This is a genomic window from Parabacteroides faecis (genome assembly GCF_014647375.1).
Taxonomy (GTDB): domain Bacteria; phylum Bacteroidota; class Bacteroidia; order Bacteroidales; family Tannerellaceae; genus Parabacteroides; species Parabacteroides faecis.
In genome coordinates, this window is the sequence record NZ_BMPB01000021.1 from 50,381 (window position 1) to 64,303 (window position 13,923).

General features: G+C 39.0%; 12 protein-coding genes. 9 read left to right on the forward strand and 3 right to left on the reverse strand.

Going from position 1 to position 13,923, the window contains the following annotated elements; all coding sequences use genetic code 11:
- Nucleotides 1-57: 57 nt before the first annotated feature.
- The 3 genes from IEY67_RS24235 (at nucleotide 58) to IEY67_RS24245 (ending at nucleotide 2,474) form a co-directional block, all read left to right on the forward strand.
- Nucleotides 58-444, forward strand: coding sequence for a hypothetical protein (locus IEY67_RS24235; RefSeq protein ID WP_129734872.1), 387 nt, complete (start codon nucleotides 58-60; stop codon nucleotides 442-444).
- Nucleotides 445-580: 136 nt separating this feature from the next.
- A complete protein-coding gene (locus tag IEY67_RS24240; protein ID WP_165359937.1) occupies nucleotides 581-1,465 on the forward strand; it encodes a restriction endonuclease in 885 nt (294 codons plus the stop codon).
- A 385-nt stretch (nucleotides 1,466-1,850) separates the two neighbouring features.
- Complete coding sequence (locus IEY67_RS24245) at nucleotides 1,851-2,474, forward strand: hypothetical protein (RefSeq protein WP_129734875.1); 624 nt, start codon at nucleotides 1,851-1,853, stop codon at nucleotides 2,472-2,474.
- Nucleotides 2,475-2,493: 19 nt separating this feature from the next.
- On the opposite strand, the gene mobC is transcribed toward IEY67_RS24245, so the two are convergent.
- Nucleotides 2,494-4,503, reverse strand: a complete 2,010-nt coding sequence (mobC, locus tag IEY67_RS24250) for a conjugal transfer protein MobC (protein WP_183672503.1) — start codon at nucleotides 4,501-4,503, stop codon at nucleotides 2,494-2,496.
- A 336-nt stretch (nucleotides 4,504-4,839) separates the two neighbouring features.
- Here mobC and dndC point away from each other — a divergent pair, with 336 nt between their 5' ends.
- The 6 genes from dndC to IEY67_RS24275 all read left to right on the forward strand — a co-directional run bounded on the left by dndC (nucleotide 4,840) and on the right by IEY67_RS24275 (nucleotide 11,617).
- Complete coding sequence (gene dndC / locus IEY67_RS24255) at nucleotides 4,840-6,174, forward strand: DNA phosphorothioation system sulfurtransferase DndC (protein WP_129734879.1); 1,335 nt, start codon at nucleotides 4,840-4,842, stop codon at nucleotides 6,172-6,174.
- Nucleotides 6,174-6,794: an AAA family ATPase gene (locus IEY67_RS25285; protein WP_229801190.1), complete on the forward strand. Its 621-nt coding sequence runs from the start codon at nucleotides 6,174-6,176 to the stop codon at nucleotides 6,792-6,794. The genes dndC and IEY67_RS25285 overlap by 1 nt, the downstream gene beginning before the upstream one ends.
- A gap of 215 nt (nucleotides 6,795-7,009) precedes the next feature.
- The gene (locus tag IEY67_RS25290; RefSeq protein WP_229801191.1) at nucleotides 7,010-8,290 is read left to right on the forward strand and encodes a hypothetical protein; all 1,281 of its coding nucleotides are present in this window, start codon (nucleotides 7,010-7,012) and stop codon (nucleotides 8,288-8,290) included.
- Complete coding sequence (locus IEY67_RS24265) at nucleotides 8,280-9,854, forward strand: DndE family protein (protein WP_129734881.1); 1,575 nt, start codon at nucleotides 8,280-8,282, stop codon at nucleotides 9,852-9,854. Before IEY67_RS25290 ends, IEY67_RS24265 begins: the two co-directional genes overlap by 11 nt.
- Before the next feature lie 6 nt (nucleotides 9,855-9,860).
- Nucleotides 9,861-10,382: a hypothetical protein gene (locus tag IEY67_RS24270; RefSeq protein WP_129734883.1), complete on the forward strand. Its 522-nt coding sequence runs from the start codon at nucleotides 9,861-9,863 to the stop codon at nucleotides 10,380-10,382.
- Between the two features lie 2 nt (nucleotides 10,383-10,384).
- Entirely contained in the window at nucleotides 10,385-11,617 is a 1,233-nt protein-coding gene (locus IEY67_RS24275) for a DNA sulfur modification protein DndB (RefSeq protein ID WP_129734885.1), read from the forward strand.
- A gap of 11 nt (nucleotides 11,618-11,628) precedes the next feature.
- Here the strand turns inward: IEY67_RS24275 and mobB are convergent, their stop codons facing one another.
- The gene (mobB, locus tag IEY67_RS24280) at nucleotides 11,629-12,783 is read right to left on the reverse strand and encodes a conjugal transfer protein MobB (protein ID WP_129734887.1); all 1,155 of its coding nucleotides are present in this window, start codon (nucleotides 12,781-12,783) and stop codon (nucleotides 11,629-11,631) included.
- The gene (gene mobA / locus IEY67_RS24285; RefSeq protein ID WP_129734889.1) at nucleotides 12,777-13,199 is read right to left on the reverse strand and encodes a conjugal transfer protein MobA; all 423 of its coding nucleotides are present in this window, start codon (nucleotides 13,197-13,199) and stop codon (nucleotides 12,777-12,779) included. Before mobA ends, mobB begins: the two co-directional genes overlap by 7 nt.
- Nucleotides 13,200-13,923: the final 724 nt, after the last annotated feature.

The window sequence follows — 13,923 nt, forward strand, 5'->3', positions numbered from 1 at the left end:
ATTAAAGTTCTCCGATTTCTGGAAAAACCGTATCTTTGATGAGATTATTTATCAGTTATGGTAGAAAAATTCTATGATATAGGAGAATTGACGACGGAACAATTACGAGAGTTGTTCCGCACTTACCGCAGCCGGGGTTGGGTAGATTTCGAATATTACGATTTAATGCCCGAAGGAGTTACCCCGCCGCAGTTGTCGGATGAATTGATACTACATAATATCAATGGGGATAACAAAATGAATCTGTTCGTTTATATGCTCGACCATGAGGACGAACAGGACGGTATTATGATTGGCTTCGGACTGACAGAATATCCGGATTTTGCTGCTTATCTGCATTTGGATAAGAGCCTGCTGGATGAGATTGTCGCCAGATACGATCTGAAAATAAAAACCACTGATGAGATTCCTTTTCAGATCAGGCGGGATAATTCGGTGAATTAAGAATGTAAATGGATTAAAATATAATAGATATGACAGGAAATAATATGAATATACCGAATTTAAACCATCTAAGGTTGATGACTTATTCAATGAAATATTCGGATTTTATCCCATAAAACAAGGGCAAGCTTATGAGTTGATAGCAGGGGCAGCACTAAAGATTATCTATCCTGAGAAGCAAATACGGTGGGATGAAAAACGGCAAGGTGAATATGATGAAAATACGTACCAAATTGATTTAAGCATTTATTCATATGATAATGTCATAATGGGAGAGGCAAAGGATCATATTAAGCAAAGTAGTAAAGTGTCAAGGCCGGAAATAGATAAACTTGCCGGATCGCTTATAGAACTTAATTATGATAGCGGCTTGTTTTTTTCGGCCACGGACTATACAGAGGATGCTTACCGGAAATCAGCGGATTCAATTAAAAACCCGAATGCAAAAAACATATCACTTGTACATGTCAGACCTTCAGAACCACAGGATCGTGATGGTCGGCTTGAAGTTATAAACATATCTGTTGTAGTGTATAAATTGGATACATCTAAAATATTGCTACAACCATTGCTTGAACAAGCCGATTTAGAAAGATATAACGATAAAGTTAATATTCAGATGCCACTTAAATCCAAAACTCGATTTGGGAGGGATCATTTTAAAGCAGAAGCGTGGGGTGATTTTATGGATGAAAAAGATAATGTTTTGGGTAGTTATCATTTTGTCAAAGAATTTACAGAGGAAGAGCGCTCCCAGCCTGAACGGATGGAAACCGAAGAAAAAGGTGTATGGAATAATGTTGTCGGCGAAATGATATTCGGTGATGAGAAATTTATGTTATCTCGTATCGGTTACCATTTTTATTACATTCCGGAAGAGATGGAATTTAATATTGAGCAGACAGGTACACCTGTATTGTTGATTAAATACGCTGATTCTTCAGATGAAGTGGATAAGTTAATCACTGATGAAGAACTTCGCAAAATTCAGTTTAAAGATAATGGTGAAATTATATTATGAGTATTAAAAGCCTTCGCATATAGTATATCGGACAAGATAAACACATATATTTGCTAACGGATTGATTTTAAATTGAATTAAGTAATATGAACTGCTATAACCATCAAACTCAACCTGCCGTCGCACAATGTACGGATTGCGGAAAAGGACTTTGCGGAACCTGTGCGTCCTTATATCAGATGCCGTTATGTACCTCTTGCAACAAAAGTCGGATCACATCCGAAAGAAGCGGGATAATTAAAGAAATGCTCCTAACCTTTGGCGTGGGTGCGGTGCTTGCCTATTTTTTCTTTCAATGGACAAATGGCGGTCATTCCTATCCGTTACTCTATAATATCATATCCTTTGTAATACCCTTTTATGTTTTCTCCGGAATTATACCCGGTTGGAAAACTCTGACAAGAATTACTCCGAGCGTTTTTCTGTTCCTGCCGATCATCGGATGGGTGCTGTTTTTCATAATGAAATTCGCCCTATCGGTTGGATATATACTCGCATAAATCTTAAAACATCGAAATATATAGAAACGATAACTTCAGAGCGTATTAAATGGCTGTCAATAATTCGAAATGAAGTTGCAGAACTTGTTACTAATATTCAATTTGCAATAAAAAAATATGAAAATGACATTTATGATAAAACTCTTGAACGGCAGAACTATGAGCTATCTCCACAAGAAGAAATGGAATATAAAATAAGAGAGTTTGGGTCAGAGATAACGATGGGAGTAAATGAGGATGCCGTAAAATGGAGTGCAACAGATTATGTAACTAAACTCCGATTACTTCAATTACGATTCAACCCTAATGAGGATACAAAAATTATAAATGCATTGACCTTTTTTATCGAGCTTTTTAGTGGCTCATGTGTTCATCTCGAAAAAACAGGAGAAGCAAAAGAACATATAAACATAATTATAACTGAAACCCAAACGATGCTTAAAAATGAATGGGAAAAGGTAAAAAAAGAATCTTATGGTAAACGAGATAAAAAGAAAGCCGCAAAATGATGCGGCTTCTTCACTTCATCTATCCTTGCTCCGGTAATAAATGACACAGAATCGGGTCGTTCTTAATTCGTTCTAATTCGTCCTCAACAATTTGGCGGGTTTCGGCTTTGATACGGTCGTAGTTTTCCTGTATCATCTCCTGCATCCTGTCCACGCCGTCCTCATCCACAAAGTTGGTAATAACGGGTATCTTTTGGTATTTAGCGGTTTCGCGCTTTACCCGTTCGTTGTCCACGACAATTTCTGCATGAAATATTTTCTGCTCAATGCGCTCGTCAAAGTTATCGGCGACGGCTCCGACAAACATACCCTGCGTGAGTGTCGAAATTTTACTGGCTGGTATCAGACTATCGAGTTGGGTCGAAATGGATGTGGACTTGTCGTTGCGGTTAATAGTCATTGACTGCCTTTTCTGCAACACTTTACCGAATCGTTCCGAGAGATTTTTAGCAGTTTCGCCGACTACTTGACCACTGAATATGTTACCGACCGTGTTCATTACGACCTTCGCTTCCTTATCTCCATAGTCGCGCGTAAGCTGCGAAAAGTCCTGAAAACCGAGTAATACGGCTACTTTATTGCTTCGGGCGGTGGCGATAAGGTTATCTAAACCCTTGAAATATATCGTGGGCAATTCGTCGATCACAACCGAACTTTTTAGCTGACTTTTCTTATTGATGAGCTTCACAATGCGGGAGTTGTATAGTCCAAGCGCCGCACCGTAAATGTTCTGGCGGTCGGGATTGTTACCCACTACCAGCACTTTTGGGTCGTCTGGATTATTTATATCCAATGAAAACTCGTCGCCAGACATGACCCAATAAAGTTGTGGTGAAATCATACGGGAGAGCGGTATTTTGGCGGATGCTATTTGGCCCTGTAACTGGTCTTGCGCTCCACCGAGCCAAGCATCCATGAACGGCGACAAGTAGTTCTCTAACTCCGGTTTCGACGTGAGTATCGGGAATATATCTTCGTACCGCTTATTCAGAAACTCAATGGCATGGGGGAATGTACAGTATTGCCCGTCCCTATAAATACGGAGATACCAAATGATTGCTGCTAAGAGAATTATCGGACTTTCGACGAAAAAATCGCCCTGTTTTTGAACCCATGTTTTATTGAGGTTCAGCATAATGGTATAAGCCGATTCATAAGCATCGGATATATCGGTCATAAATGCTGGGTTAATAGGGTTGCAGCGATGCGACCGGGACGGATCATCGAAATTGATTACATAGAAAGTCGGCACTTTCTTATAACCGCCCTGATTGTTCAATAGATGGTTGTAGGCGATTTCCGAAAGGTCGGGAAACTTAAAATCGTACACATACATCGAAAACCCCTTTTCTATTTGCTGTTTGATGAATGAATTTACCACAGCATACGATTTACCACTGCCCGGAGTACCCAACACAATAGCCGCCCTGAAGGGATTTACGACATTGATCCAGCCATTCAGTTCTTTCTTTTGATACCAGAATTTTGTAGGGAGATTGACCGAATATTCATTTTCCTTCAATTTCGTTTCCTGCATGAACGATTCATTTTCGATATTAAACGGGTCTTCCATCAGGCGGTTCTTCAGCAGACGCGACATCCATACTCCCCCCATCAATAGACAGATATATCCGACCGACATCGTGAGAATATAGAATCCGGTATTGGCTTCCAGTGGCAACGGCAAGTGTAGCAGCCACCAGTTAAAGAAGAACAATACGAAGCCGATTGAGAGAGAAATGATAATCTTATTCCATGTTATCTTTTCCTCTTTTACGCCCTTTGTCCCCAGACAGGAAAGAGTGAGAAATACGACAGCAAATAATTTCGTCCATAATATATTATGGAATAGCCCTGCCGTGCAGTTAAAATTAAGGAGTATCTTATCAACTACTCCCACATTGATACCCCATGCGGCTATCTGCCCATAGCAATACCAATAAATGTTTATCACTACGAAAAGTATGGAGAGAGCACGCATAAAATCCATCACTTTTGCCAATCCACGGAGGTCATCTTCCTGTTGCATAATATTCGCTTTTAAATGTTTGAGAAGCGAAAATATGCAGTAGAATACTCTAATTTGCTGATTTGTAGTAGCGTGGCAGCTTGTGGCGTTGAAGTGGCAGTTTGTGGCGTCTAATAAGACTTATTTTTATTTCCTCAAGCTCAATTTATATGCTCGTTTGCTTTTATTTATAAATTTTTTCCTTTGTGAGTGGGGTAAGATGGTAGATTGTAAATGATTTCTATTTTTTCTTCTCACCTCATTTTTTTATATTACTTTTGCAGATAGATCGCAATGAATCCTAACGCTGTGAAAATTAGATTAGTTAGTACATTCATTTGCCATAAATGATAAATTATGTCTCAAAGGATAAAGCACATCATATCAGAACTTAAAGATCAATACTTAATAGAGGACTCTCTACGTCCCTGGATTATAGGTTTTAGTGGAGGGAAAGATTCTACCGTATTGCTACAATTAGTTTGGTATGCATTGATGGAAATCCCCGCCGAAAATAGAAAGCGTCCTATTCATGTTGTTTGCAATGACACCTTGGTTGAAAACCCTATAATTCAGGATTATGTTGGTGGGGTACTCAAAAAAATAGCAGATTCTGCTGTAGCACAAGGATTGCCTGTTTTTGTCGAAAATACAATTCCTCGTTTAGAAGATACTTTTTGGGTAAATGTTATTGGCAGAGGGTATCCTGTCCCGAACAATGCTTTTCGTTGGTGTACCGATAAAATGAAAATTAAACCAACTTCTCGATTTATAATCGAGCAAGTTGCCGAAAACGGAGAAGCCATAATTCTGATTGGAACACGGAGTTCTGAAAGTGCTACAAGAGCCAGGTCTATTAAGAAGCATGAGATAAAAGGGAAGCGTTTGACTAAACACCCTCATCATCCGAATACTTTTGTATATTCTCCTATAAAGGATTTGTTCTTGGAAGAAGTTTGGTATATCATCAATACGAAGACTTCCCCGTGGGGCGCAGACAACTCTAAATTATTCCAAATCTATTTTGATGCAAGTGCTGACGACTACGAATGCCCGACAATGGTTACCGATAAGAGCCATGGTTCTTGTGGACAAAGCCGTTTTGGATGTTGGACATGTACTGTTGTCAAAGAAGATAAATCTCTGACTGCACAAGTAGCAAAAGGGCAAACGTGGCTACAACCTCTTCTCTCTTTGAGAACAAGCATGTTTGATGAAAGAAATGTTTCGGACAATAGGTTGCCTACCCGTAGAAATGGACAAGCTGCGGTAAGTGATGATGGTGTAAATCAGGGGAATTATACTCCCAAGTATAGAGCCACATTGTTAGAACAACTATTGACAGCCCAACGAAAAATGCAGGTTGAGAAGCCCGGAATAGAGCTGATTACCAATCAAGAGTTAATAGCTATTCAAGTCATTTGGCATAAAGACCTACTTTTTAATTATCGGGTTTCGGAGATTTACAACAAAGTTTATGATAAAACATTAGATATGAAGAAGGATACCGAGAAAATCCAGAAGGAGATAGATTTATTGAAATCCGTCTGCGATGACCAACCGTCTGATTTTGACCTAATACAGGAGTTGTTGATAATGCAGAAAAACAAAGCATTATTGAATAGAAAACGCGGTCTGAAAGACGATATGGAGAGAGTAATTGAAAAGTATCTGGATAAAGAGCCGGCATAATGTATATCAAGGAGATACAACTGAATAATTTCAGAATATACAAAGGGACAAATACAATCTCTTTGCTTCCTTCCGATGACAAAAATATTATTGTTGTCAGTGGGAAAAACGGATATGGCAAAACAACTTTCCTCATGTCATTAGTTTGGTGTTTGTACGGCAAGCAAATGGAGAAAGTGGATGAACTATACGAAAAAGAGATCCGAGATAAGGGGAATTACACAAAATATATAGCTAATAGCCTTAATCGCAAAGCATACGAGGATGGGGAAACGGAATTCTCGGTTTCTATTACTTTCTCAGGGGTTAAAATTCCGGATATTACATGTAATGAGGTTACAATAAAACGCTCGTATAACATAGTGTCAAGCACTTCGGATAAGGTTGAAGTTTTAATCGACGGTTATCCGAATGAGTTGATTGATGACCTTACAAAAGAGAATCAAAAAGGCGAAGAAATTTTCATCCGGGACTTCATTCTTCCTATTGAAATAGCGAAATTTTTCTTTTTCGATGCAGAGAAGATAGTGTCGTTAGCTGAAGTAAATTCTAATAGCCAACGCAGGCAACTGAGCAAAGCATATTCAGAGGTTCTTGGAATTCAGAAGTACGAAGATTAAAAGCGAATCTGGAAGAAAAGCAAGACGAATATCGCCGTCGGTCTGCCAAACCGGAAGAACAGGAAGAACTCAACCAACTTCATGCAGATATTGCCAATACTAATATCGAAATAGAAAAATATCAGGATCAGATTGATGACCTGAAGCATGAAAGAAATCAGAAAGAAAAAGAAGCTGAGGACATTCAACGGAAGTTGATTCGCGAAGGAGACAAAATGACTTTGGAGGAATTAACCTCATTAAAGGATGAACAGGTCAAATTGGAACGGCAAAAAGAAGAGATTCAGGAAAAACTGAAAGATTTGCTGGATATTATTCCGTTCGCCCTTGCCGGGGATACGCTTGCAGGTGTTTCCGAACAGCTAAAGAATGAGCAGGATTTGTCCGAGCAAAAATACAGACAAGAAGATGTCAATGAAAAGATAGACCAGATTCGGCAGGATATTGAGGCGGAGCGCCTTAAAACAAACTTTGTTGTTAATGTCAATACCCGTGATTTTTATGAGGGTCAAATAAGAAAACTGGTTAAGAAATACTTTTATTCAGATCTGAAAGAACTTCCGGAAAATATCAAAATACTACATGATTTTTCGGGGGTTGAGATTAATGAATTCAATCAGTTGGTAAGTACCGTTAAGCATAGTTTCAAGGATACATTTTCTCAGATGAATACGGAATATTCGTTTGTTAAAAATCAACTGGATGCTATTATCAGGAAGATACGAGATGCAGAAAAGAGCGCGGAAGACGAATATATAGCTGCATTACGAGATACTAAAGAGCGGTTAGATAAACGGATTATCTCTATCGAAAATGAGATAGAGTCTATCGTTCTGAAAATAGGCGAATTGAGCAATCAAGGAAAAACCTATAAGCAACGTCAAGAAATTCTCCGTAAAAAGATCGATGAATCAAGTGTTTATTCGGAAAAAGAGCAAAAAACGAAACAGTTAATTAACCGTTTGCAAAAGTTCATTAATCTGTTTAAGGAGGAGAAAAAGAAATCTCTTGGCGAGAAAATGCTCAATTCACTTGATATTCTTTTACATAAGAAAAACTTTATCCGAAAAGTTGATGTGGATATCAGTATGTCGGGAGACGATATAGATATTGTACTTTATAACGGCAACAATAAGATTATTGATAAAAGTTCGCTTTCTATGGGCGAGCGTCAGATGTATGCTTCTGCTTTGTTGAGTTCGCTGGTAGATGAATCAGAAATTGAGTTTCCTGTTTTCATTGATAGTCCAATGCAGAAATTTGACGAAGAACATGCGGAAAATATCATTCGACACTTCTATCCGAATGTTTCCAAACAAGTGGTGATATTTCCTCTTATCAATAAAGAACTTACGGAGAAAGAATATGAAGTTCTCCAACCGAAGGTTTGCAAAGCATTCCTGATAAATAACACCTCAACAGATAGTTCCGAATTTTTGGAAACTACTCCTGAGCAGTTTATAACAACTTACAACGATCTATACAATGCAAATTAACATAAGAACATCGGAAAGGAATCAAGAGGTTGTTCGTAAGTTAACGACGAAACTACCCTATGGGACTAAAGAGAATGTCATTGCTCGAATTGCATTAGGCTATTCTTTGCAAACAGGCAAGAAGTTCCAAACAGGTAATTTCAATTTATATGATTCTAAGGGAAAAGAGTATAAAGATCACATCTTATTTGATGCTAAATATCGTGATTTCTTTATTGCTTTAATATGCCAGCATTATGGCCTCTATAAAACAGATGATAATATTCCCAAGTATATCAAGCTACATATTGATCATGGGTTGGAATTAATGGATACAATCTTCCAAGACAATTACAATTATACATTCTTTGATTTTTTGGTGGAATATATCGAAAAGGGGACTCTGGCCTTAACAGACCTGAATGTTTCATTAGATGCTGTCAGAAATAATCAACAACAAATAGAGAAGTCATTTTATGCCAACCCGATTAAAGTTCAAATCGGTAAAAGCCTCGTGGATGAAGAGCCGATATATCTGAACCTAAACGACACCAAACTGTATAATAACTGCCATATTGCTGTTGCAGGGAATTCAGGTACAGGTAAAACCCAATTTGCTTTAGAGTTCCTTTCGCAGATTTATGAGCAGTCGAATGGGCATGTGAATTTTATTTATCTTGATTTCAAAGGGTTAAAGCAAGATGATGTAAAACGGCTGGACAAGTTCTTCCAAAACACAAAAACAAACTTTGTTGATGTGCCACAAACCCCATTTCCTGTAAATCCGCTGACATTTATTGACAACATCAATGAAGTCAATAAAACGATGGGGATTGATAAATTTGTTGATATTGTATGTAAGTACTCTAATCTCGGTATTAAGCAAAAGGGAAAGTTACGGGAAGCCACTTATGAGGCTTTTTTAGAGCAGAAGGGCGGTCTATATCCCACTCTAAAACAAATAAATGATAGGTTACAGGAAATTGTCGGGGACAAAAAAGATACATTAACGGAAATTATGGACGAGTTAAGTCGCTATAAGATTTTCATAGATGACCCGAAGAATGAATCCAACTTCCTGAACTCAAATCTGTATCTTTCTCTTTCAGGCGATTTATCCAACTCTGTACGTTTTACGTCTCTATTCCTCATCATAAATTATTTATATAATACATTTATGAATATGGATAATAGCCCTGTTGAGAATAATGTGAAAGCCTTACGTTACGTCCTTTTAATTGACGAGGCTCATGTTCTCTTTAAGGAGAAGAAATATCAGGATATTTTGGAGAAATTGTTGCGTGAAATTCGCTCAAAAGGCGTATCCGTTGTTCTGTTATCACAGGGGATTGACGAGTATAACCAACCCAATTTCGATTTTTCCAGCATGTGCGAAATCGCTTTCCTTTTAGATATTAAGGATAAGAATACGAAATCTATGGAGAAATTTCTTGGCATGTCCGGCGAGGGAAGCAAAAAGATTGCTCGTAGCATGGAAAAAATACAAACGGGACAAGCTATTAGCAATATCAAAGAGTATAATAAAGGAGACTTGTTCTGGATTAAGCAATTTAAAGATAGATAAATATTTATGCCGTGTTTAACTTTAAACGAGATTAACGAATCGTTTCCTGAATCTGTACTAAAATTACAGGTTATTCATCATAAAGATTGGTGGCAGAATATAATCTTGCCTGGTTTTCCAGCTCCTATACGCATGGAGTTCAATGAAACAATCAGAGATAGAATGCCGGCATCAGTGAAAACACATAAAGGCATATATATGTTCTTTATAGAGCCTAATCATCCATTTGTCCCCGAAATTAAACATTTGATGTATGTTGGGAGAGTTTTAGCTGGGAGAACAGGTTTTAATTTTTTTAAGCGTCTTTATCACTATGTTAAAGACATTGGAAATCGAAATGCTGCAAGAAATAGACAATTTCTAACGAACCTCTGGCCTGATCATACATTTGTCTATTTTTATTGTCTTGATGGAAAAACAGATGATGAGATTATAGAGATAGAGAAACTTCTGATTAACAAAATAGTACCGCCTCTCAATAATGAATTCATTGGCATCGCGAACAGAACAAGAGATTTATACAATTAATTATGATACACTTAGCTTGCCTTAGAGGGAATATAGGTTTTTGGACTTATTATTCAACAATAATGAAAATCAAAGACGTAGTATCTGATAATAGGATTATTACTGTTAGCGAGTCGAATGAGTTATATACTCAAAATATTAATAGGATTTTGCAACGCGAGATAAGTCCTATCCGAATAAATAAAATATCAAACTATATTTTAACTACGGAGGAAAGATTTTTCAGTAGTTTAGTCGTTGCCATTCATCAGGGAACTCCCAAATGGACAGATATAGATCTATATGAGCAGTTCGAGATAGAAGGGAATGCTATTGCTGAGGATGAATTAATCTCTTTAGGGAGCAAGTATGGAATTTTATCATTGTCTGGTAATGAACAAATTTTTGCATTAGATGGTCAACATAGATTAAAGGGGATTAGAAAGGCATATGGTCAGAATCCTGAAATAGGAGATTTGGAAATTTCTTTGACTTTCGTCATACATAATCATGAGAATGTTGAAAGAACAAGAAGGTTATTTACTGTATTAAATAAATATGCAGAAAAACCGAGAGGCGCAGAATTAATAATATTAGACGAAGATGATGCTGCCGCTATCAATACACGCAGATTAGCTACAGAGCATCCAATATTATCAAGGCAGAACGCGATATCAAATTCCAAAACAGGAGCAATCTCCAATAGTGATGTACAGTCATTTACCACTTTGGTTACTCTCAACTCAATTAACAAAGTACTTTACAATAAACCGAGTAGTTATTATACCCAAAGGCCACCTGCTGAAGAAATCAACATCTTGTATCAGAAATCTGTAACCTTTTGGAATACATTTTTTGAAATTTATCCTGAAGTCACTTCATTTATTGATGGTAATAATGAAGTTGAGATTTCAGGAGAAAGAATTTCCCGTAATGATAGAACTGGAGGAAGCCTTTTGCTTCGTCCTGTTGGGCAAGAATTGGTAGCTAAGGCTTATATGAAATTTGCTCAAAACGAAATGGATGATTTTGCAAATAGATTGAGGCAAGTAAATTTCAATTTATCATCTTTCAACTGGAAATATATTTTCTGGAATGAGAAGATGTTGGGTAAAGAACAAAAACTAAAAACCATCCTATTGTTATTTATTCTTGGCAAGAACAATGATAGTAACTATATACATAGAGAAATGCGAAGGGTGTACGGATTGAACAATCAGGCATATAATGAAGATTTAATCCAACGAATCAATTAACTCAAATTATATTACGATATTGAGCGTCCTTTGGGGCGCTTTTTTTGTCTCTTCCCGGTGCTAATCTGTCCCTGGTCGGATTCCCCGGAAAGCGTATGCAGATCCGCACCGGTTTTTTGCATGGGTTCGGGATACCGTTCATTCAGGGCGTTGGCGGAATATTCTTTGCCCAGCCGTGAGCCATTGAGAACGCATCGGCTCTCATTGTCGATGAACGTAACCCCGGTAATGCGTCCTGTATCGTTACGTCGCAAATAGAGATCAATGTGGGAAGCTCGCAGATTCTCACACAGCCGGTTTTCGGTCGGCGCATCCAAAAACGCTTCGGCAATACGGTGGCGCAGTCGCTCCCTGATTTTATCCTTTTCGATCTTCGCCCCGGAGCGTTCCATCTGTTTTTCCAACGCATCAAAACCGACCGCTCTACCCAATATGGAAGATTTGAGGGGTGTCGCTTCCGCCTTTTTCCCGTCGGCATCCAGTGCCGTGTATAGCAATCCCCGGTAAGGTTTGCCGTCACGTTCTCCCCGCACTTCCTCTATTCCTATATTATATAATGTAAGCAGCGCCCGAAACTCGCCGAGAGTTTGGAAGCGGTACATACTCGCGGCTGGTTTGACGACTGCCGCGATTTGCTTTTTAAGATTGCCCTTAGTCTGATCGACGGGTGTAAATTGCCACTGTTCGGAATGATTCTGTCCTTTTGCCGGATGCAAACCGTACTCCTTTTCCAATGCTTCGGTTATTGCCACGCTGCGCTCGTTCCGCAGTTTATCGTTTATCTTCTTGCCGTCCGGTTCCACCTGCACCGACACGATATGTATGTGTTCACGCTCGATGTCCGAATGTTTAAAAACGATATAAGGCTGACCGCCCCAACCCATACGATCCATGTATTTAGTGGCGACCTCGGATAACTGTTCGTCTGTGAGGTTGTCTTTAATGTCGGGGTTGAGGGAGATATGTATGACCGGCTTTTCGCAACGGAAGTGCGAGGGCATCCAGCGCTGGAGGTCTTCGGCTGTGGCGACAACATTGAAAATACCGTCCGCAGGTTCACGGACAATGTGTGTCGCCAGCACCTTTCCTTTCTCTTTATCCACCTTCTCCTGATTATATGCCAGCGCTCCGTAGAGGTTATTTCCGGTCGTGATTTTGGCTACCATCGTTTGTTAAAATCTTCGGAAAGTGCGATAATCTCCTTACCTATTGCCGCCAATTCCCCGGTTATTTTCTCCAATTTATAGAGCAGTGCGAGTGCTTTTTTCTCAGAAAAATGCGTGTGAAGTTCCTTTACGACCTGATTGTAATTGACACCAACGGCACGGAATTGCGCATGGAATTGTGTCAGTTTCGCCACATATTCGAGCGTACCCCGGTCGGTTTTAACCACCCGGAACGTGTCGTCGAATACCCGTGCTTTGATAAATACCGCTTTGGCCGCGATGCCGGACTGCTCAAACAGGGTCAGAAAATGTGCATATTCTTCATTGCTGAATCGCACCATGATACAGTTGGAAGCGGTATCGTTTTTGGCGGGTCTGCCGCCCTTACCCCTGTGGGGAACATCTTTCTTTTCCATAACATCGGATTTTACAGGTTGGCTCTTTTGAAGCCTTCCGGTTCATAAATATCCGATCCTTTGAGGTGGCTGAAAGCCGCCCTTTACCAGTGACGACTTCGGAGGAACGTCCCCCCTTGTGGGCAAGCGTTTTCAGTTACTAAATTTATTTAGGGTAACTGAAAACACAGCTTGCTATTTGCCATTTTGCAAATAAATCTGTCCGTCGGCGGACAGACATTAAGAGAGCTTACCGTAATCTGAAAGGGAGGCTCTCTTTTTTCGCTGCCAAAACTGAAAGGCAAGCTACCCTTAACCATCGGGATCGGTTACAACGGCAAAGATACCGGGCTTTCTAATCGCTTGTATTACAGAGAACAGTGCCACTCACTACCACTTCGACGCCACTCACTGCCATAGGGAAAAAATCGCATACAAGCGACCTTGTAAAGGAGTTAATTTGCCCTTGGAAACAAATAAATATTGGTTTGTTTCAGTAGTTCTTTCTGTGCGGACATGGTTAAATGCACCATTATTTCAGTATTGAATGTCTATCTGCATATCCATATTGACAGATATACGGATCATCAATACTGACATATTGAAAGATGTATTGACAGTCAATAACCATATCAATACTTATTCAGTGAGCTATTGATATGTGTCTGTAAATACTCAAACCACTATTTCCGTGCAGATACATTGAATTACAGAAACAGGTCAATAGAGAATAAGTGAAACAGTT

What these genes read in the sequence shown, in the direction of transcription:
- IEY67_RS24235 (WP_129734872.1), top strand. Translation starts at nt 58, where the DNA reads ATGGTAGAAAAATTCTATGATATAGGAGAATTGACGACGGAACAATTA.
- mobC (WP_183672503.1), bottom strand. Translation starts at nt 4,503, where the DNA reads ATGCAACAGGAAGATGACCTCCGTGGATTGGCAAAAGTGATGGATTTT.
- dndC (WP_129734879.1), top strand. Translation starts at nt 4,840, where the DNA reads ATGTCTCAAAGGATAAAGCACATCATATCAGAACTTAAAGATCAATAC.
- IEY67_RS25285 (WP_229801190.1), top strand. Translation starts at nt 6,174, where the DNA reads ATGTATATCAAGGAGATACAACTGAATAATTTCAGAATATACAAAGGG.
- IEY67_RS25290 (WP_229801191.1), top strand. Translation starts at nt 7,010, where the DNA reads ATGACTTTGGAGGAATTAACCTCATTAAAGGATGAACAGGTCAAATTG.
- IEY67_RS24265 (WP_129734881.1), top strand. Translation starts at nt 8,280, where the DNA reads ATGCAAATTAACATAAGAACATCGGAAAGGAATCAAGAGGTTGTTCGT.
- IEY67_RS24270 (WP_129734883.1), top strand. Translation starts at nt 9,861, where the DNA reads ATGCCGTGTTTAACTTTAAACGAGATTAACGAATCGTTTCCTGAATCT.
- IEY67_RS24275 (WP_129734885.1), top strand. Translation starts at nt 10,385, where the DNA reads ATGATACACTTAGCTTGCCTTAGAGGGAATATAGGTTTTTGGACTTAT.
- mobB (WP_129734887.1), bottom strand. Translation starts at nt 12,783, where the DNA reads ATGGTAGCCAAAATCACGACCGGAAATAACCTCTACGGAGCGCTGGCA.
- mobA (WP_129734889.1), bottom strand. Translation starts at nt 13,199, where the DNA reads ATGGAAAAGAAAGATGTTCCCCACAGGGGTAAGGGCGGCAGACCCGCC.